The 18,428-nt window shown below is 55.6% G+C and carries 21 protein-coding genes and 1 pseudogene; 21 read left to right on the plus strand and 1 reads right to left on the minus strand.

Annotated features, from left to right (window positions below):
• The first annotated feature begins 360 nt into the window (after positions 1-360).
• The 13 genes and pseudogenes from rpsL to ACR0AK_RS01065 all read left to right on the plus strand — a co-directional run bounded on the left by rpsL (position 361) and on the right by ACR0AK_RS01065 (position 11,549).
• Positions 361-732 (plus strand): 30S ribosomal protein S12, encoded by a 372-nt coding sequence (gene rpsL / locus ACR0AK_RS01005; protein ID WP_005621086.1) that lies wholly within the window; start codon positions 361-363, stop codon positions 730-732.
• 15 nt (positions 733-747) lie between these two features.
• Entirely contained in the window at positions 748-1,218 is a 471-nt protein-coding gene (gene rpsG / locus ACR0AK_RS01010; RefSeq protein ID WP_008756926.1) for a 30S ribosomal protein S7, read from the plus strand.
• 18 nt (positions 1,219-1,236) lie between these two features.
• A complete protein-coding gene (gene fusA, locus ACR0AK_RS01015; RefSeq protein WP_170563265.1) occupies positions 1,237-3,354 on the plus strand; it encodes an elongation factor G in 2,118 nt (705 codons plus the stop codon).
• A 60-nt stretch (positions 3,355-3,414) separates the two neighbouring features.
• Positions 3,415-4,590, plus strand: coding sequence for an elongation factor Tu (tuf, locus tag ACR0AK_RS01020; RefSeq protein ID WP_010441214.1), 1,176 nt, complete (start codon positions 3,415-3,417; stop codon positions 4,588-4,590).
• Between the two features lie 124 nt (positions 4,591-4,714).
• Complete coding sequence (locus tag ACR0AK_RS01025; protein WP_480792087.1) at positions 4,715-6,541, plus strand: amidohydrolase; 1,827 nt, start codon at positions 4,715-4,717, stop codon at positions 6,539-6,541.
• Between the two features lie 22 nt (positions 6,542-6,563).
• Positions 6,564-6,710 (plus strand): annotated as a pseudogene (locus tag ACR0AK_RS01030) (EF-Tu C-terminal domain-related protein); the annotation flags it as partial.
• Positions 6,711-7,022: 312 nt separating this feature from the next.
• A complete protein-coding gene (locus ACR0AK_RS01035) occupies positions 7,023-7,202 on the plus strand; it encodes a hypothetical protein (protein ID WP_480792088.1) in 180 nt (59 codons plus the stop codon).
• A 361-nt stretch (positions 7,203-7,563) separates the two neighbouring features.
• Positions 7,564-7,878 (plus strand): 30S ribosomal protein S10, encoded by a 315-nt coding sequence (gene rpsJ, locus ACR0AK_RS01040; protein WP_008756422.1) that lies wholly within the window; start codon positions 7,564-7,566, stop codon positions 7,876-7,878.
• Between the two features lie 18 nt (positions 7,879-7,896).
• Positions 7,897-8,622 carry a 50S ribosomal protein L3 gene (gene rplC, locus ACR0AK_RS01045; RefSeq protein ID WP_117872221.1) on the plus strand — a complete coding sequence of 242 codons (726 nt, stop codon included), beginning with the start codon at positions 7,897-7,899 and terminating at the stop codon, positions 8,620-8,622.
• Positions 8,619-9,236: a 50S ribosomal protein L4 gene (rplD, locus tag ACR0AK_RS01050; RefSeq protein WP_010437039.1), complete on the plus strand. Its 618-nt coding sequence runs from the start codon at positions 8,619-8,621 to the stop codon at positions 9,234-9,236. The genes rplC and rplD overlap by 4 nt, the downstream gene beginning before the upstream one ends.
• Positions 9,233-9,529 carry a 50S ribosomal protein L23 gene (locus tag ACR0AK_RS01055; RefSeq protein WP_008757532.1) on the plus strand — a complete coding sequence of 99 codons (297 nt, stop codon included), beginning with the start codon at positions 9,233-9,235 and terminating at the stop codon, positions 9,527-9,529. Before rplD ends, ACR0AK_RS01055 begins: the two co-directional genes overlap by 4 nt.
• Positions 9,530-9,960: 431 nt before the next feature.
• Entirely contained in the window at positions 9,961-10,242 is a 282-nt protein-coding gene (locus tag ACR0AK_RS01060) for an aldose epimerase family protein (protein ID WP_480792089.1), read from the plus strand.
• A 272-nt stretch (positions 10,243-10,514) separates the two neighbouring features.
• Positions 10,515-11,549, plus strand: a complete 1,035-nt coding sequence (locus ACR0AK_RS01065) for a fatty acid desaturase (RefSeq protein WP_480792090.1) — start codon at positions 10,515-10,517, stop codon at positions 11,547-11,549.
• 196 nt (positions 11,550-11,745) lie between these two features.
• Here ACR0AK_RS01065 and ACR0AK_RS01070 read toward each other — a convergent pair whose 3' ends face one another.
• On the minus strand, positions 11,746-12,141 hold the full coding sequence (locus ACR0AK_RS01070) for a MarR family winged helix-turn-helix transcriptional regulator (RefSeq protein ID WP_480792091.1): 396 nt from the start codon (positions 12,139-12,141) through the stop codon (positions 11,746-11,748).
• Positions 12,142-12,290: 149 nt separating this feature from the next.
• Between ACR0AK_RS01070 and ACR0AK_RS01075 the strand changes: the two genes are divergently transcribed.
• The 8 genes from ACR0AK_RS01075 to rplP all read left to right on the plus strand — a co-directional run bounded on the left by ACR0AK_RS01075 (position 12,291) and on the right by rplP (position 18,425).
• The gene (locus ACR0AK_RS01075; protein ID WP_170561476.1) at positions 12,291-12,872 is read left to right on the plus strand and encodes a YceI family protein; all 582 of its coding nucleotides are present in this window, start codon (positions 12,291-12,293) and stop codon (positions 12,870-12,872) included.
• Between the two features lie 85 nt (positions 12,873-12,957).
• Positions 12,958-13,590, plus strand: coding sequence for a hypothetical protein (locus ACR0AK_RS01080; protein WP_480792092.1), 633 nt, complete (start codon positions 12,958-12,960; stop codon positions 13,588-13,590).
• 302 nt (positions 13,591-13,892) lie between these two features.
• On the plus strand, positions 13,893-15,596 hold the full coding sequence (locus ACR0AK_RS01085; protein WP_480792093.1) for an AAA family ATPase: 1,704 nt from the start codon (positions 13,893-13,895) through the stop codon (positions 15,594-15,596).
• A 184-nt stretch (positions 15,597-15,780) separates the two neighbouring features.
• Positions 15,781-16,623, plus strand: coding sequence for a 50S ribosomal protein L2 (rplB, locus tag ACR0AK_RS01090; RefSeq protein WP_170356688.1), 843 nt, complete (start codon positions 15,781-15,783; stop codon positions 16,621-16,623).
• Positions 16,624-16,626: 3 nt separating this feature from the next.
• Complete coding sequence (gene rpsS / locus ACR0AK_RS01095; RefSeq protein ID WP_005980699.1) at positions 16,627-16,905, plus strand: 30S ribosomal protein S19; 279 nt, start codon at positions 16,627-16,629, stop codon at positions 16,903-16,905.
• 3 nt (positions 16,906-16,908) lie between these two features.
• The gene (gene rplV / locus ACR0AK_RS01100; protein ID WP_039538267.1) at positions 16,909-17,289 is read left to right on the plus strand and encodes a 50S ribosomal protein L22; all 381 of its coding nucleotides are present in this window, start codon (positions 16,909-16,911) and stop codon (positions 17,287-17,289) included.
• Positions 17,289-17,999 carry a 30S ribosomal protein S3 gene (rpsC, locus tag ACR0AK_RS01105; protein ID WP_008758042.1) on the plus strand — a complete coding sequence of 237 codons (711 nt, stop codon included), beginning with the start codon at positions 17,289-17,291 and terminating at the stop codon, positions 17,997-17,999. The genes rplV and rpsC overlap by 1 nt, the downstream gene beginning before the upstream one ends.
• Positions 18,000-18,011: 12 nt before the next feature.
• Positions 18,012-18,425, plus strand: a complete 414-nt coding sequence (gene rplP / locus ACR0AK_RS01110) for a 50S ribosomal protein L16 (protein WP_058283513.1) — start codon at positions 18,012-18,014, stop codon at positions 18,423-18,425.
• The last annotated feature ends 3 nt before the right edge of the window (positions 18,426-18,428 follow it).

Consider the following 18,428-nt stretch of genomic DNA (forward strand, 5'->3'; position numbering starts at 1 on the left):
CGCCACTATGGCGATGTCGGCATTCGCCCGCAACGGGCGAGAGGTGCTGGAAACCGCAATTAAGCCTTGATAAAACACCGCCATTCGGCTGGTTTGGCATGTGCTGTTGACACTCGGGCCGACTCCCCCTATTACGCGCGTCATCTCGGTGCGGGGGCCGCCCCATACCCGATTCCAGTAATGAACTGGTCAAGGCCCGGACAATTTTGCCGTTCGCGCCCTCTGATAACAAACCGCGACGTTCACCTCGGAATGGGAACGCTCGCGGGTTTTGCGCTTGTGGACGCATAAGTGCAGCGAATTTAACCGCACGCAGCTGCGTGCATGTCATGTGTGTTGCAAAACGGGGATATAACCGGAATGCCAACGATCCAACAGCTGATCCGCAAGCCGCGGCAGCCTAAAGTAAAACGCTCGAAGTCCATGCACCTGGAGCAGTGCCCGCAGAAACGCGGTGTCTGCACCCGTGTGTACACCACCACACCGAAGAAGCCGAACTCGGCTATGCGTAAGGTTGCCAAGGTGCGCCTGACCAACGGGTTCGAAGTGATCTCGTACATCCCCGGTGAAAGCCACAACCTGCAAGAACACTCGGTTGTTCTGATCCGTGGCGGCCGTGTAAAAGACCTTCCCGGTGTGCGTTACCACATCCTGCGCGGTGTTCTGGATACTCAGGGCGTCAAAGACCGTAAACAACGCCGTTCGAAATACGGCGCGAAGCGTCCCAAGTAAGAAGGAGAGGCTGATATGTCACGTCGTCACGCCGCCGAAAAACGCGAAGTCCTGCCTGACGCCAAATTTGGCGACAAGGTTCTGACCAAATTCATGAACAACCTGATGATCGACGGCAAGAAGTCGGTCGCAGAGCGCATCGTCTATAACGCCTTTGATCGCGTTGAAGGCAAGATCAAGCGCGCTCCTGTCGAAGTGTTCCACGAAGCGCTCGACAACATCAAACCGTCGGTCGAGGTTCGCTCGCGCCGGGTTGGTGGTGCAACCTATCAGGTTCCGGTCGAAGTGCGCCCCGAGCGCCGCGAAGCACTGGCCATCCGTTGGCTGATTACTGCTGCGCGTGGCCGTAACGAAAACACCATGGAAGAGCGCCTTGCAGGCGAGCTGCTGGACGCTGTACAGTCCCGCGGTACTGCCGTGAAAAAGCGCGAAGACACCCACAAGATGGCCGAGGCGAACAAAGCCTTTAGCCATTACCGTTGGTAATTCCAGAGGCTTATCAAAATGGCACGCGAATATACACTCGAACATTACCGTAACTTTGGTATCATGGCGCACATCGATGCAGGTAAAACCACCTGCTCGGAACGCATCCTGTTTTACACCGGCAAATCCCACAACATCGGTGAGGTGCACGATGGTGCAGCCACCATGGACTGGATGGAGCAGGAGCAGGAACGCGGCATCACCATTACTTCGGCTGCGACCACCACGTTCTGGGAACGCACCGAAGACGGTGTAACTGCTGACTCGCCCAAGCACCGCCTGAACATCATCGACACCCCCGGCCACGTTGACTTCACCATCGAAGTTGAACGTTCGCTGGCGGTTCTCGACGGTGCCGTCTGCGTTCTGGACGCAAACGCTGGTGTTGAGCCCCAAACCGAAACCGTGTGGCGTCAGGCTGACCGCTACAAGGTTCCGCGTATGGTGTTCGTCAACAAGATGGACAAGATCGGCGCTGACTTCTTCAACTGCGTTGCAATGATCGAAGACCGTACCGGCGCACGCGCTGTTCCGGTTGGTATTCCGATCGGCGCCGAAACCGAGCTGGAAGGTCTGATCGACCTGGTGACCATGGAAGAATGGCTGTGGCAGGGCGAAGACCTCGGCGCAAGCTGGGTCAAAGCACCGATCCGTGACAGCTTGAAAGACATGGCTGACGAATGGCGCGGTAAGATGATCGAAGCGGCCGTCGAAATGGACGACGACGCGATGATGGAATACCTGGAAGGCAATGAGCCCGACATTCCGACCCTGCGCGCCCTGCTGCGTAAAGGTACCCTTGAAATCGCGTTCGTTCCGGTTCTGGGTGGTTCGGCGTTCAAGAACAAAGGCGTTCAGCCGCTGCTCAACGCTGTGATCGACTATCTGCCCAGCCCGCTGGACGTTGTTGATTACATGGGCTTCAAACCCGGCGACGAAGAAGAAGTTCGTGACATCGCACGTCGTGCTGATGACAACATGGCCTTCTCGGGCCTGGCGTTTAAAATCATGAACGACCCCTTTGTTGGCTCGCTGACCTTCACTCGGATCTACTCGGGTACCATGAACAAGGGTGACTCGATCCTGAACTCGACCAAAGGTAAGAAAGAGCGCATCGGTCGTATGATGATGATGCACTCGAACAACCGGGAAGAGATCGAAGAAGCGTTTGCAGGCGACATCATCGCGCTGGCGGGTCTGAAAGACACCACCACTGGTGACACCCTGTGTGACGCGAAGGATCCGGTGGTTCTGGAAACCATGACCTTCCCCGATCCGGTGATCGAGATCGCGGTTGAGCCCAAAACCAAGGGCGACCAAGAGAAGATGTCCCAGGGTCTGGCTCGTCTGGCCGCCGAAGACCCGTCCTTCCGCGTGGAAACTGACCTGGAATCCGGTCAGACCATCATGAAGGGCATGGGCGAACTTCACCTGGACATCCTGGTGGACCGTCTGAAGCGCGAATTCAAAGTCGAGGCGAACATCGGTGCACCTCAGGTGGCATACCGTGAAACCATCTCGATGCCTGTTGAACACACCTACACCCACAAGAAACAGTCGGGTGGTTCGGGTCAGTTCGGCGAAGTTAAGCTGGAGATCCAGCCGACAGAGCCGGGCGAAGGTTATTCGTTTGAAAGCCGCATCGTTGGTGGTGCTGTTCCGAAGGAATACATCCCGGGTGTTGAAAAAGGCATCAACTCGGTCATGGATAGCGGCCCACTGGCTGGCTTCCCTGTGATCGACTTCAAGGTTGCCCTGCTGGACGGTAAGTTCCACGACGTTGACTCGAGCGTTCTGGCGTTCGAAATCGCGGCCCGTATGTGTATGCGTGAAGGCATGCGCAAAGCTGGCGCGAAACTGCTGGAACCGATCATGAAGGTCGAAGTGATCACCCCGGAAGAATACACCGGCGGTATCATCGGCGACCTGACCTCGCGTCGGGGCCAGGTGTCTGGACAAGAGCCGCGCGGCAACGCAATCGCGATCGACGCGTTTGTTCCGCTGGCCAACATGTTCGGCTACATCAACACTCTGCGTTCGATGTCGTCGGGCCGTGCCCAGTTCACCATGCAGTTCGATCACTACGATCCGGTTCCGCAGAACATCTCGGACGAGATTCAGGCGAAATACGCATAAGCGAAGATTTGAGGGAGCGCGGCTAACGCGCTCCCTTCATTACCGAAAAAGGAGGCCATCATGGCAAAGGAAAAGTTTGAGCGTAATAAGCCGCACGTTAACATCGGCACGATTGGCCACGTTGACCACGGCAAGACCACGCTGACCGCAGCAATCACCAAGTATTTCGGTGACTTCAAAGCGTATGACCAGATTGACGGCGCGCCTGAAGAAAAAGCACGTGGCATCACCATCTCGACCGCCCACGTGGAATACGAGACCGACAACCGCCACTACGCGCACGTCGACTGCCCCGGCCACGCCGACTACGTCAAGAACATGATCACCGGTGCCGCTCAGATGGACGGCGCGATCCTGGTTGTGAACGCAGCTGACGGCCCGATGCCGCAGACCCGCGAGCACATCCTGCTGGGCCGCCAGGTTGGCATCCCGAAGATGGTCGTGTTCATGAACAAAGTTGACCAGGTTGACGACGAAGAGCTGCTGGAACTGGTTGAGATGGAAGTTCGCGAACTGCTGTCCAGCTACGAATATCCCGGCGACGATATTCCGATCATCGCAGGTTCGGCTCTGGCCGCAATGGAAGGCAACAACCCTGAAATCGGCGAAGAGAAGATCAAAGAGCTGATGGCGGCTGTTGATGACTACATCGACACCCCTGAGCGTGAAGTTGACAAGCCGTTCCTGATGCCGGTCGAAGACGTGTTCTCGATCTCGGGCCGTGGTACCGTTGTTACAGGTCGTGTTGAGCGTGGCGTGATCAACGTTGGCGACGAGATCGAAATCGTCGGCATCCGTGACACTCAGAAAACCACCTGTACCGGTGTTGAAATGTTCCGCAAGCTGCTGGATCGCGGTGAAGCTGGCGACAACATCGGCGCCCTGCTGCGCGGCATCGACCGTGACGGCGTTGAGCGTGGTCAGGTTCTGTGTAAGCCGGGTTCGGTTACACCGCACACCAAGTTCGAAGCCGAGGCCTACATCCTGACCAAGGAAGAAGGCGGTCGTCACACTCCGTTCTTCGCGAACTACCGTCCGCAGTTCTACTTCCGTACAACTGACGTGACCGGCACCGTGACCCTGGCAGCTGGCACCGAGATGGTTATGCCTGGCGACAACGTTGGTTTCACCGTCGAGCTGATCGCTCCGATCGCGATGGAAGACGGTCTGCGTTTCGCGATCCGCGAAGGCGGCCGCACCGTCGGCGCCGGCGTCGTCTCGAAAATCATCGAGTAAGTCGCACCAGCGAATATACAAAGAAAGGGCGTCCCTCGGGACGCCCTTTTTCGTTTTTGCCTAAGCCAGCAGTAATGCTAACTTCTTTCGTATTGAGACATTGCAATTAGAAAGAGGTCAAAAGATGCACTTTTCAGCGCGTTCAGTTTGTCTTGTTGCAGCACTCACTTTCTCATCTACCTCAGCGTCCTCGCAACAGATTGCGGATCGGATCTATTTGGGCGGGCCAATTATAACGATGGACGATACGGCTCCGTCAGCCGAAGCTGTTGCAGTCAAAGACGGGCGCATTCTTGCGGTTGGTCCGCTGTCTGACTTGTCGGCGCACCAAGGGGAAGAAACCGAAACCTATGATCTGGAAGGGCGAGCACTGCTTCCGGGTTTCGTTGATAGTCACGGACATGTCGTCATGGGCGGTTTGCAGGCACTGTCAGCTAACCTTCTTGCGCCACCGGACGGAGATGTCATTGATATCGCCAGTCTGCAATCCACACTGACTGACTGGGCCGAAGAGAATGCGCAGGCCGTTGAACAGGTCCAAATGATCATCGGCTTCGGTTACGACAATGCTCAATTAAAGGAACTCCGTCACCCAACACGACAAGAACTGGACATGGTGTCCGAGGACTTGCCCGTTGTCATTATTCATCAGTCCGGGCACCTAGGCGTGGCAAACTCGAAAGCGCTGGAGTTGGCAGGCATCACGGCTGCTTCGGAGGCCCCGGCGGGTGGGGTCATTCAACGCGATGAAGCCGGTGAACCAAATGGGGTTTTGGAAGAATACGCGTTCTTCTCGGTTCTCGTGCCGATGCTGGGGAATTTGGGTGAGGAAGGGCTTGCCGAATTTGCCCGAGCTGGGACCGAACTTTGGGCAAAGTTTGGGTATACGACCGGACAAGAAGGTCGATCCTCGGGTGAAATCGTCGAAGTTCTTAAGAAAGTTGCCGCCGAAGAAGGGCTTCCTATCGACGTTGTAGCGTTTCCGGATGTTCTTGAGTCGAGGGAGTATATTGGAGTAAACACCTCGGCGGATTATGACAACCGGGTTCGGGTAGGGGGCTGCAAGCTGACAATTGATGGATCGCCGCAGGGCTTCACGGCTTTGCGGGATCGACCCTACTATGATCCGGTTGGAAACTATGCCGCGGGGTACGCAGGTTATGCCGCCATAACCATGGAACAACTCCAGGACGCCGTGAACTGGTGTTACGAGAATGATTTCCAGATCCTTGTGCATTCCAACGGTGAAGGGGCATCAGACATGCTGATTGCTGCGCTCGAAGAGGCGCAGATCAAGTATGGCGATCCTGGCAACCGCCCGGTTTTGGTTCACGGTCAGTTTCTGCGAGAGGATCAAGTTGCCAGTTTTAAGCGCCTTGGTGTGTTTCCGTCGTTATTCCCGATGCATACGTTTTATTGGGGCGATTGGCACCGAGATCATACTGTTGGGCCGGTTAACGCAGACAATATCTCTCCCACAGGATGGTTGCGCGAACGTGACATGATGTTCGGTACGCATCACGATGCGCCGGTGGCCTTCCCAGATAGCATGCGTGTTCTTGCAGCTACGGTAACCCGCCGTACGCGCTCCGGTGATATCTTGGGACCGCATCAGCGGGTAGATGTCATGACCGCATTAAAGGCTATGACGATCTGGCCTGCATGGCAGCATTTTGAGGAAGATGAGAAGGGCTCGATTGAGGTCGGCAAAGTGGCGGATTTTGTGATCCTGTCGGATGATCCCACGGCAGTTGACCCGGAGACTCTGGCTGAACTTGAGGTGCTGGTGACCGTCAAGGGAGATGAAGTTATCTATGAAGCTGAGGAGGGTGTTAGAGAGGGCAATTTGCAATTCTCGCCATTTTCAAATGACCCAGTGATTGCTCATCTTTTTCTGCACGCGATTTACCAAGGCATGAGGGTTGAAGACCCGTGGCTTGCTAGAAACTAGCCTATCGATTTTGGGAAACTGAGATAACACCGAGATGGTCATACCCGGCGACAACGTTGGCTTCACTGTTAAGCTAATCGCACCGATCGCGATGGAAGACGGCTTGCGTTTCGCTATCCGCGAAGGCGGCCGCACCGTCGTCGGCGTTGTGTCGAAGATCATCGAGTAAGTCGCGCGTGTTGCGACTGGTGGATGCGAGTTGCTCTGAAAGAGCAATGAGAGCACGCTCGGTTGAATTTATGAAGGCCGTCTCGCATGAGGCGGCCTTTGTGCTTTGAGGTAGACGAATCTGAGGCGGGCTTAAAAGTGTTCGAACCGAGAAACCTCTTCGAAAGTTCGCCGTCGGTTAGGGGCAAAAAACCGGGTTGAGCTTTCTTAACCTAACGTCCACCTCACCCAAAGACAGGAAACCCACATGTGACCTGAAACAGAAAAGCGGGGCGTGCGTCGGGCGAACCGCTGACGTAAGCGGGAGGAAATCATGTTTGGTTTTGAATTCTTGAACTATGGAGCTCAAATCCTTCACAGCAAGGATCTGGATGACATGCGTGCCGCCATACTTAGTGACGACGACCAGGAAATCGACTGTGATATCAGTGATTTTTGCCGTGAGCGTAAGCGATTCAACATCAGACTTATTGAGCAGCCCAACAGAACCTGAGGCGTCAACGCGCGCTCAAAACGACTGTCGTCAATCAGCGTAGTCTTCATCGCGTGGAGTGAACACCTTCAAGCTCCATTTCGAATTTCTTTGACTGCCAAGTTGTGGCGCGCAGGCTGTTTGCGATTTCTCGTTGTGCAGGTGGTTCTCCAGACCTGTTTTTGGTAGCCGGATCGAGTGGGTCCTTAAGGTCGAGCAAAGCCAACAAACCCCTTGCCAAACCCCACCAACCCCACTAATACGCGCGAGTTCTCAGTAAGAACGTCAAGGCGGGGTGATTCCCGCCTTTTGGGTTCGAAGAGGGTTGGCGATGCGCGTCTGTCCTCCTCTCAACCTCAACGCCTGATAAAAGGCTGTTAATATGCAAAGCCAAAACATCCGTATTCGGCTGAAGGCATTTGACTATCGCGTTCTGGATGCCAGCACGCAAGAGATCGTCAATACTGCCAAGCGGACCGGCGCGAACGTGCGCGGCCCGATCCCGCTGCCGAACAAGATTGAGAAGTTCACGGTTCTCCGTGGCCCTCACGTTGACAAGAAATCCCGCGACCAGTTCGAGATCCGTACGCACAAGCGTCTGCTCGACATCGTTGATCCGACCCCCCAGACCGTTGACGCGCTGATGAAGCTCGACCTCGCTGCTGGTGTGGACGTCGAGATCAAGCTGCAGTCGTAAGATCGGAGGGTATAGATTATGCGCTCTGGTATTATCGCAAAAAAAGTTGGCATGACCCGCCTGTTCATGGAAGACGGCAAGCAGATTCCTGTGACCGTTCTTCACCTGGATGGCCTGCAGGTCGTTGCGCAGCGTACCGCTGACAAAGACGGCTACACCGCCGTTCAGCTGGGCGCCGGTGCGGCCAAGGCAAAACGCACATCGAAGGCCATGCGCGGTCACTATGCCGCTGCAAAGGTCGAGCCCAAGCGCAAGCTGGCCGAGTTCCGCGTCTCCGAAGATGGCCTGATCGAAGTGGGTGCCGAGATTTCGGCAGAACACTTCCTGGAAGGTCAGAAAGTTGACGTTTCGGGTACCTCGATCGGTAAAGGCTTTGCCGGTGCGATGAAGCGTCACAACTTCGGTGGTCTGCGCGCTTCGCACGGTGTTTCGATCAGCCACCGTTCGCACGGTTCGACCGGTCAGTGTCAGGACCCGGGCAAGGTTTTCAAAGGCAAGAAGATGGCCGGTCACATGGGTGCTGCCCGTGTTACCACCCAGAACCTGGAAGTCGTCAAAACCGACGCCGACCGTGGTCTGGTCTTCATCAAAGGCGCCGTCCCCGGACCGAAATCGGGCTGGGTTACCGTCAAGGACGCCGTCAAGAAGAAAGCACCGGAAGGCCTGCCTTTCCCGGCTGCTGTGAAATCGGCTGCAACCGAAGCACCTGCGGAAGAAGCTCCCGCGGAAGGTGGTGAAGCATGAAACTTGATGTAATCAAACTGGACGGCGGCAAAGCCGGCAACATCGAGCTGGATGCGGACCTGTTCGGCCTCGAGCCGCGCGCGGACATCCTGCACCGTGTGGTTCGTTGGCAGCGCAACAATGCGCAGGCCGGCACCCACAAGGTGAAGACCCGCTCGGAAACCAGCTACTCGACCAAGAAGATCTATCGCCAGAAGGGCACCGGTGGCGCACGCCATGGTGACCGTAATGCGCCGATCTTCCGTGGTGGTGGTATCTACAAGGGCCCCGTCGTGCGTTCGCACGGTCATGACCTGCCGAAGAAGTTCCGCAAGCTTGGCCTGCGCCACGCTCTGTCGGCAAAAGCCAAGGCAGGTGAACTGGTCGTAATCGAGAACGCCGAAGCCGAAGGCAAGACCGCCGCTCTGGCCAAACAGGTTGCAAATCTGGGCTGGAAACGCGCTCTGGTCATCGACGGCGCGACCGTGAACGAAGGGTTCCTGAAAGCGTCCAAGAACATCGAAGGTCTTGATATCCTGCCGTCGATGGGCGCAAACGTCTATGACATCCTCAAGCGTGACACTCTGGTGCTCACCAAAGCGGCTGTCGAAGCACTGGAGGCTCGTCTGAAATGAGCGCGAAGGCAGAACACTACGACGTGATCCGCAAGCCGATCATCACCGAAAAGTCGACCATGGCGTCCGAAAACGGCGCGGTTGTTTTTGAAGTGGCGATCGACAGCAACAAGCCGCAGATCAAAGAGGCCGTTGAGGCGCTGTTTGGCGTGAAGGTCAAAGCGGTGAACACCACCGTGACCAAAGGCAAGGTCAAGCGGTTCCGCGGCCAGCTGGGCCGTCGGAAAGACGTCAAAAAAGCATATGTAACCCTGGAAGAGGGTAACACCATCGACGTAAGCACCGGTCTCTGATCGAACCCGTCTTTGGAAAGAACAAAAGGCCTCCGCAATAGCGGGGGCCTTTTTTGTCGGTCGCGGCCCGTCCGGCCATGTTGAGCTTGGTCCGAACCTGTGCACAGTGCCGTTCAGGCGGCGAGGCGGATGATAAGCATGCTGAACGGCAGGTTCGCGACTTCGAGACAATCCGCGATGGTCAGGTTATCAAAAGCATCGACATCGGGCAGGGGGCTTTCCGCACTTATCCTGACCTATGGCGCGACGTAGCAAGACCTGCGTCTGCAGCCACGAACTGACGGTGCACGCTGATCGCTACACTCCTGTTGAAGCGGACCTTATTCCAACGGGCAAAACACTAGACGTCGCGGGCACGTCGCTGGATCTGTTGTCACCGAAACTCTTGGGCAACTGGGCTTATATCCAATTTCTGGCATTCCCAGCAGCGTATGCTCTGCCGCCCTGTGGCGACGTTGACCAGCCCGTCTTCGAGTCTTGCGATGAAGTTGGAAACGACCGAGCCAGGTTTGCAGGTCTATTCAGGCGCGTCTTTGGATGAAGGTCCGCGAAGTGGTCTGGGCGGCCAGCCATACGGACCTTTTCCCGGCGTCGCGTTGGAACCACAAGTCTGGCCCGATTCAATCAATCAGCAAGGTTTCCCCAACGCGGTATTTCGGAGTGGTGAAATCTATCGCCATGTTTCACGATATGGATTCCAGAGCGAGGTTTGAGGCCAAGCGGAGCCGCCTCCAGTTGGGCTGCCGGACAGACGTTAATAACGCAAATTTAACCAAGGTTGAGGGTTACACCATCGGCCAGAGCACCTATCTCTGATCGGGTCCGTAGATGGGTCATTATGAGGATCCCTGCAAAAGCTAGGGTTTTCCTGAGCAACAGCACTAAAGAAAATGAGCGTGAGGCCATCGCCTCTTCCAGAATTCGCTTGCTATGCCACGGCGGTAGGCTATGCGGTTTCTACAATCAAAAAAGACATGGCAGGCGCATGACCACACCCATTCCTTCGACCCGGGGCAACCCAAATATGACCGCTGCGCGGGATTGGGTTACGACACTTGCCAAGTACCGCGAGCCGAACGAGTGGCGCAGCTCCTTTGAGCTGGGCGTCAGCATTATCCCCTTCTTCATGCTATGGGCGCTGTCCTGGGTGTCGCTGTCGATCAGCTATTGGTTGGCTTTTGCAATTGCCGTTCTAAATGCGGCCTTCCTGCTGCGGCTGTTTGCGATCCAGCATGACTGCGGGCACGGGGCATTCTTCAAGAACCGGGCGGTCAGTGACTGGGTTGGTCGCGTGATCGGAGTGCTGACCCTGACGCCCTATGACGTCTGGCGCCGCACGCATTCCAACCATCACAACAGCTCGGGCAATTTGGATAAACGAGGGATGGGTGATATCCACACCCTGACAGTTGCCGAGTACCAATCCAAGACGCCCATGAACCGGTTCTGGTATCGCGTTTACCGCAACCCCATCACCTTGTTCGTCCTTGGCCCCGGTTATCTGTTCCTGTTCCAGAACCGCCTTCCGCTGGGTCTGACGGGCAGCGTCAGGTTTTGGGTTAGTGCGATGGGCACCAATGTCGCCATTTTGGCCGCACTTCTGGCGGTCTACTACTTTGGTGGGCTGATGCCGGTGCTGCTGATTTTCCTGCCCTCAACTCTGATTGCAGCAACCGCCGGAGTGTGGCTGTTCTATGTGCAGCATCAGTTCGAGGACACGCACTGGGATGCTGATGAGGACTGGCAGCTGCATGAGGCTGCCTTGCATGGAAGCTCGCATTATATCCTGCCGTCCGTGTTGCAGTGGTTTAGCGCCAATATTGGCATCCATCACGTACACCACCTGTACAGCCGCATTCCGTTCTATCGCCTGACCGAGGTGCTGCGCGATCATGATGAGCTGGCCAACAGTAACCAGATGACGATCCGAGAAAGCCTCGCCAACGCGCGATTGCATCTGTGGGATGAGCGAAGCCGTCGTCTGTTGTCCTTCGCCGAGGCCCGCGCCCTTTACGATTGAAGGGTCGGCTCTGCAGCCAGCTCGGCCGTCGGAAAAGAGCCAAAAAGCACATGTGACCCTGGAAGAGGGGAACGCCATCGACGTGTCCGCCGGTCTCTGATCGAGCCTGTCTTTGGTGAGCGATAAAGGCCGCCGCGATGGCGGTTTTTTGTGCGCCAATGTGCGGTGCAAGCCTACACAAGCTATCTGAGACCTTTCAATCTGGACTGGCCTGATCCTGTTCCGCTTCGATGAATGTCTGCCATCCGTCGGCCTTGCCAAAGGCGCGCAGTCTTTCGTGCAGCATAGGGCCATAGATGGACCACATGCGTTTTCGCAAGTCCCGGCCCTTTTCCGTAACTTTCAGAACTTTTCCACGTCGGTCACTATCAAATTCAACGAGCTCCACCAGACCCTCTGCCGCAAGCCGCTTGCTCAAATGAGAGAGGTTCGACTGCTCGAATATGGTGTCCTGTGCCAGCTCATACGGACGCAACTGGCCGCCGTGCCGTTCGAGAGACCAAAGTAGATCGTACCATTTCAGCGGCGGAAGGCCTGCTTCTTTCAATGCCACGCCGATGTCAGACTGGATACGTCGGGTGGCTCGGTTCATTGCGACCCAGATTTCTGTCTCAAATTTTGTTGGCAGATCGTTCTTCACAACTTCGTGTTCCCCTTGTTTCTGATTGCGGTCTTGGTTCAATTTAATTAGATGAAAATTCATCTACATTCCAGCACCTTTCGGATAAAAGGAAAATCACCATGACCTTAAAGTCTATGATTGCCGCCGCTGCTTTGACCGTTGCAGTGACACCTGCATTCGCGCAGACCTATAAGACCGATCAGGGACATACCGAAGTTCGGTTCGGTTGGAGCCACGCAGGTGTCTCGAACCAGCATGGCGAGTTTACTAAAGTAGACGGCACGTTGGATCTGAATGCCGACGATGTGGAAGCTTCGGCGTTGAGCGTGACGATTGACACCAACAGTTTGGCTTCGGGATTTGGCCCTCTGGATGACCACCTCAAATCCGCTGACTTCTTCGAGGTCGAAACCTATCCCGAGATCACCTTCGTCAGCACCGAAATCAAACGGACCGGCGATACAACGGCGGATGTGACCGGAGATCTGACCATCCATGGCGTGACCAAGCCCGTAACGCTGCAGGCCACGCTGACCCATCAAGGCGAGCATCCTTTGGGTGGCGCCATCGAGTATTATAAAGGCGATTGGGTTGCTTTCTCGGCGACCGGAGAGATTGATCACACAGAGTTTGGTGTCGGTCCGTTCTCGACCGGACCGATATCCATCATGATTGATACCGAGATGAAGGCGGACGGGTGAAATCTTAGCTGGGCCATTGGAAAGACGTCGATCCAGCATAGTTTACTGTGGAAGAGGATAACTCAATCGACGTGAGGACAGGCCTTTGATCCGGCGCTTGCTGCAACTATTCACGGCCTCGGAGGTTCAACCCGCCGGGGCCGACTTCGTTTCTGACCCTGCAGCTGTGCGTGTGCAGGTGCTGGAACAGATGCGGGCGTTCAGCGCCGAGCCGTATTTTCAGATCGCTGATGAACGGCTTGGGCTGTTATCGGTGTTCGATGACCTGAAATACGACCGGGCGGATGTGGACATGATCTCGCCGGCGATGCGCAAGCATGTGATCGGAAAGCTTGGGCCGCTTGGGTTTCGTCAGACCTCCGGCACGGTGTTGGAGCACGCCGAGGCCGATATGCGCGTGCACATCCCCAAATTCCACGCTCTCGGCGCGTCGCCTTTCGACATTGCGCGCTATACCGAGAAACGCCCGCAGGATTACTGTCTTCTGACGCCAACACAGGCGGCCTGTCAGTTCGTGGATCACTATGAGCTGGACGACGCCGTGCAGCGTATCGAGGGGCTGATTGCGAAGCATCCGATCAACCTGCTCAAACTGTCGGATTATCTGGAAGGCAAACCCAAACACCGCGCCTTTCGCGAGGTGCTGGGCCATATCAAGCTCAAGCAGAGGATCGCAGTGGAAGCCGAGCCGCTGTGCCGCAGGCGGTCTTTGGGATGAACTTGGGCCTACGGCAAGAAGCCGAAAAATCATATGTGACTTTGGAAGGGAGTAACACCATCGACGTGTCCACCGGTCTCTGATCGAACCCGTCTTTGGAGAGAGATAAAGGCCCCCGCGAAAGCGGGGGTTTTTTGTTTTGAGAGTTGTCTCTTACGCAATCTATTGTTGTGGAGGAGATGCTCAGTGAATACAGAAGTTGAGAAGTTTGAGCTGGTAAAGAAGCGTGATTGAGTATTCGGTAAGTAGTGTTCTAGTACGGCTCAATGCGAGAAAAACCGAAGAAACTTAAGGGGCCGAGCTTGATCTCCAAAGTAGTAATCGAAAATTTCCTGAGAATAGACCGAGAGATTCATCTTAAACTATCACCGTTGACAGTGCTGGTTGGAGAAAACGGCGCCGGAAAGTCGTCCGTCCTTAAGGCACTACATTGGGGGATTCGTTGCGCGACATTAGCTGACGTCTCAAACAAAGTGACGCTTGAGCAAATGGACTACGTGCCGAGTAAGGAATTTCTTGAACTTGGGCACAAATTGAAACTGCAGAATTCTGCGGCCGGCCGGCGAACGGCGATTACCCTTGTGGATGACAACTTCCAAAAAACATCTCTATCCATTGGTGCTGCGAGGAACGATGCAGGCGTGAAGGTGGAAATGGAAGGTCCGCTTAGAGATGTATTGACAAGCGACAGTACGCCATCAACTGCGTTCATACCTGGGCTTTCGGGGTTGGCCGAAGAAGAAACCATCTTAGCAACTCCAGTGCTGCATCGTAGAGCATCATCGGGGGAAGGTGGCTCTGCTTTAAGACAAGTTCTGTTGCAGCTTTCTGCTGGAGCGGAAGGAACTGGTACTGATTATATCGAGCTAGAAGAATTGTCCCAATGGGTTGGAAAAGTCCTTCCCGGCGTCAGATTTTGGATTAAGTTCGACAGGTTGCGTGATCGCAATATCGACGTGAGGTTTCTCACGCCTGATATGAAAGTTGTTGGTCAAAGTGATCGCGTTGCTTGGAAATCCATTGACATGGCAGGCACTGGGTTTTTGCAGGTGGTGCAGATATTCGCCTATCTTTTGTACTTCCAGCCTAAGTTGTTGTTGGTTGACGAGCCAGATGCGCATTTGCATCCAACGCGTCAGCAGTCGTTAATTCGTGCATTGTCTGAGGCAACACGCAAATTTCCGGAGACACAAATCATTGTCTCTACGCATTCCCCCAGTCTCGTGCGGGCGCTGCCGCCAGACGCCAGGATACACTGGATTTCCGACGGTGAGGCGAAAGCTGAAGGCGACATGGTGCGGGAAAAGATGGGTTGGAGCGCGTTAGACAAGGAACTTATTATTTTCTCAGAGGACGGAAACACAAAGTACCTGGAGAACATCCTGTCGGCACGCCCCGATATCCAGAACCGCTGCCTGATCTGGCCGACCTTTGGAAAAGACGCGTTGCCCAATGGGCAAAAAGCAAATGCTATTGCGAAGCGCATGGGTGTAAAGGTTCTCGTTCATAGAGACAGAGACTTTATGAGTGATGCAGATATCGAAGCTTGGGCGCAAAAAAAGGGCTATGGTGCTTGCGGTATTCGTCATTGGGTACCGAGTGGTTCGGACATTGAGAGTCAATTTGTTTCGCACGAGCATATAGCTAGAGCGTTAGGCGTCTCTTCGGATATAGCAGTCGAAATCAACGATAGCGCGCTGGCCCGTTTCAACGAAGATGCCACGATGACTGAGTTCTCCTCTGCCTATCAAGCTGCGGTCGCTAAACTTCCTGATATCGACGGCAGAAATCCGATAGCCCGATGGGCTTCGCTTGGGGGATTCTGTAGAGAAACTATTAAAGGCAAGGATTTTCTTGCAGCCGTCAAAACTGCTTGCGTTGAAATTTTGCCTAATCACGGGCTCGGAAGATTAGTGGGGCGTCGCTCTCACATTAGTGAATCGAATCCTGCCCACCCGATCGCACAGGATCTACTGGTCGCTTTGGAGGAACTTTTGGAAACCTAGCCTTCCCCTATAGACACCCACCCCCAACCCTGTTACACGCTCCCAATCTTGCGGCCTCGGATTCGTTCCGGGGCCTCTGATATTTGTAACCGGGGACCTTCGGGGCCCTATACCCTTGGCACCTACGGGGGCCTATCACATAGCGGGGCAACGCCTCGCACTTGCTAAACGGAAGACAGAAAGCATGGCACTTAAGTCGTACAAGCCGACGACGCCGGGCCAGCGCGGGCTGGTGCTGATCGACCGTTCGGAGCTTTGGAAAGGACGTCCGGTCAAGTCTCTCACAGAGGGTTTGACCAAATCGGGCGGCCGGAACAACACCGGACGGATCACTTCACGCCGCCGCGGCGGTGGCGCAAAGCGTCTCTACCGGATCGTTGACTTCAAACGGAATAAATTTGATGTCGCGGCGACCGTCGAACGGATCGAATATGACCCGAACCGGACCGCATTCATCGCACTGGTAAAATACGAAGACGGCGAGCAGGCATATATCCTGGCTCCGCAGCGTCTGGCTGTCGGTGACAAAGTCATCGCGTCGGCAAAAGCTGACATCAAGCCTGGCAACGCAATGCCGTTCTCGGGCATGCCTATTGGTACCATCGTCCACAACATCGAGATGAAGCCTGGTAAAGGCGGTCAGATCGCACGTGCGGCCGGTACTTACGCTCAGTTCGTTGGTCGCGATGGCGGCTACGCTCAGATCCGTCTGAGCTCGGGCGAGCTGCGCATGGTCCGTCAGGAATGCATGGCCACCGTTGGTGCCGTGTCCAACCCCGACAACTCGAACCAGAACCTCGGTAAAGCCGGTCGTATGCGCCACAAGGGCGTTCGTCCGTCGGTTCGTGGTGTTGCAATGAACCCGATCGATCACCCGCACGGTGGTGGTGAAGGTCGTACCTCGGGTGGCCGTACGCCGGTTACTCCGTGGGGTAAGGACACCAAGGGTAAGCGTACCCGCAACAAGAACAAAGCGTCCCAGAAGCTGATCATCCGCTCGCGGCACGCCAAGAAGAAGGGACGTTAATCTATGTCTCGCTCTGTTTGGAAGGGTCCTTTCGTCGATGCTTACGTGCTGAAAAAAGCCGAAGCAGCGCGCGAGTCGGGCCGCAACGAAGTCATCAAAATCTGGTCGCGTCGTTCCACCATTCTGCCCCAATTCGTGGGTCTGACCTTTGGTGTGTACAACGGCCAGAAGCACATTCCCGTCAACGTCTCGGAAGACATGATCGGTCAGAAGTTCGGTGAATACTCGCCAACTCGTACCTATTACGGTCACGCCGCTGACAAAAAAGCGAAGCGGAAGTAAGTCATGGGCAAGGAAAAGAACCCCCGCCGCGTGGCTGAAAACGAAGCAATGGCGAAAACGCGCATGCTCCGTACCAGCCCGCAGAAACTGAACCTGGTTGCGCAAATGATCCGCGGTAAGAAAGTTGAGAAGGCTCTGACCGACCTGACTTTCTCGAACAAGCGTGTCGCGCAGGACGTCAAGAAGTGCCTGCAGTCCGCAATCGCGAATGCTGAAAACAACCACAACCTGGACGTTGACGAGCTGATCGTCGCCGAAGCATGGGTTGGCAAGAACCTGGTCATGAAGCGCGGTCGTCCGCGTGCCCGTGGCCGTTTCGGCAAGATCATGAAGCCGTTCTCGGAGATCACCATCAAGGTGCGTCAAGTTGAGGAGCAAGCCTAATGGGTCATAAAGTAAATCCGATCGGCATGCGCCTGCAGGTCAACCGCACCTGGGACAGCCGCTGGTACGCCGACACCAAGGACTACGGTGATCTTCTGCTGGAAGACCTCAAGATCCGTGAGTTCATCAACAAAGAGTGCAAGCAGGCCGGTGTTGCCCGTGTGATCATCGAACGTCCGCACAAGAAGTGCCGCGTTACGATCCACACTGCACGTCCCGGTGTCATCATCGGCAAGAAAGGTGCGGACATCGAAGTTCTGCGCAAAAAGCTTGCTCGCATGACCGACAGCGAACTGCACCTGAACATCGTCGAAGTGCGCAAGCCCGAGCTTGACGCGCAGCTGGTTGCCGAGTCCATCGCTCAGCAGCTGGAACGTCGTGTATCGTTCCGTCGCGCCATGAAGCGCTCGGTTCAGAACGCCATGCGTATGGGCGCCCTAGGTATCCGGGTGAACGTCGCTGGTCGTCTGGGCGGCGCAGAAATCGCACGGACCGAGTGGTACCGCGAAGGCCGCGTGCCTCTGCACACCCTGCGTGCCGACATCGATTACGCACATGCCGAAGCGATGACTCCCTACGGGATCATCGGGATCAAGGTCTGGATCTTCAAAGGTGAGATCATGGAGCACGATCCGCAGGCACGTGACCGTAAAGCACAGGAACTCCAGGACGGCCCTGCACCTCGTGGTGCTGGTGGCGGTCGTCGCTAAGGAGGGAAAGATATGCTTCAACCAAAGCGTACTAAATTCCGCAAGATGCACAAAGGCCGGATCAAGGGTCTCGCCAAAGGCGGCTCTGATCTGAACTTTGGCACCTACGGCCTGAAAGCTCTTGAGCCTGAGCGTGTAACTGCACGCCAGATCGAAGCTGCACGTCGTGCCATGACGCGTCACATGAAGCGTCAGGGTCGTGTCTGGATCCGCATCTTCCCCGACACTCCGGTCACTGCAAAGCCGATCGAAGTTCGTATGGGTAAAGGTAAGGGTTCGGTCGACCGCTGGGCATGCAAAGTCAAGCCTGGCCGCGTGATGTTCGAGATCGACGGCGTCAATGACGACATCGCCCGCGAGGCTCTGCGCCTGGCCGCGATGAAGCTGCCGATCAAGACTCGCGTCGTGGTTCGCGAAGACTGGTAAGCG

This window comes from Ruegeria sp. BI12, assembly GCF_056537985.1.

Excerpts from the sequence above, each read along its gene's own strand:
- rpsL (WP_005621086.1), top strand. The coding sequence starts at position 361 with ATGCCAACGATCCAACAGCTGATCCGCAAGCCGCGGCAGCCTAAAGTA.
- rpsG (WP_008756926.1), top strand. The coding sequence starts at position 748 with ATGTCACGTCGTCACGCCGCCGAAAAACGCGAAGTCCTGCCTGACGCC.
- fusA (WP_170563265.1), top strand. The coding sequence starts at position 1,237 with ATGGCACGCGAATATACACTCGAACATTACCGTAACTTTGGTATCATG.
- tuf (WP_010441214.1), top strand. The coding sequence starts at position 3,415 with ATGGCAAAGGAAAAGTTTGAGCGTAATAAGCCGCACGTTAACATCGGC.
- ACR0AK_RS01025 (WP_480792087.1), top strand. The coding sequence starts at position 4,715 with ATGCACTTTTCAGCGCGTTCAGTTTGTCTTGTTGCAGCACTCACTTTC.
- ACR0AK_RS01035 (WP_480792088.1), top strand. The coding sequence starts at position 7,023 with ATGTTTGGTTTTGAATTCTTGAACTATGGAGCTCAAATCCTTCACAGC.
- rpsJ (WP_008756422.1), top strand. The coding sequence starts at position 7,564 with ATGCAAAGCCAAAACATCCGTATTCGGCTGAAGGCATTTGACTATCGC.
- rplC (WP_117872221.1), top strand. The coding sequence starts at position 7,897 with ATGCGCTCTGGTATTATCGCAAAAAAAGTTGGCATGACCCGCCTGTTC.
- rplD (WP_010437039.1), top strand. The coding sequence starts at position 8,619 with ATGAAACTTGATGTAATCAAACTGGACGGCGGCAAAGCCGGCAACATC.
- ACR0AK_RS01055 (WP_008757532.1), top strand. The coding sequence starts at position 9,233 with ATGAGCGCGAAGGCAGAACACTACGACGTGATCCGCAAGCCGATCATC.
- ACR0AK_RS01060 (WP_480792089.1), top strand. The coding sequence starts at position 9,961 with ATGCTCTGCCGCCCTGTGGCGACGTTGACCAGCCCGTCTTCGAGTCTT.
- ACR0AK_RS01065 (WP_480792090.1), top strand. The coding sequence starts at position 10,515 with ATGACCACACCCATTCCTTCGACCCGGGGCAACCCAAATATGACCGCT.
- ACR0AK_RS01070 (WP_480792091.1), bottom strand. The coding sequence starts at position 12,141 with ATGAACCGAGCCACCCGACGTATCCAGTCTGACATCGGCGTGGCATTG.
- ACR0AK_RS01075 (WP_170561476.1), top strand. The coding sequence starts at position 12,291 with ATGACCTTAAAGTCTATGATTGCCGCCGCTGCTTTGACCGTTGCAGTG.
- rplB (WP_170356688.1), top strand. The coding sequence starts at position 15,781 with ATGGCACTTAAGTCGTACAAGCCGACGACGCCGGGCCAGCGCGGGCTG.
- rpsS (WP_005980699.1), top strand. The coding sequence starts at position 16,627 with ATGTCTCGCTCTGTTTGGAAGGGTCCTTTCGTCGATGCTTACGTGCTG.
- rplV (WP_039538267.1), top strand. The coding sequence starts at position 16,909 with ATGGGCAAGGAAAAGAACCCCCGCCGCGTGGCTGAAAACGAAGCAATG.
- rpsC (WP_008758042.1), top strand. The coding sequence starts at position 17,289 with ATGGGTCATAAAGTAAATCCGATCGGCATGCGCCTGCAGGTCAACCGC.
- rplP (WP_058283513.1), top strand. The coding sequence starts at position 18,012 with ATGCTTCAACCAAAGCGTACTAAATTCCGCAAGATGCACAAAGGCCGG.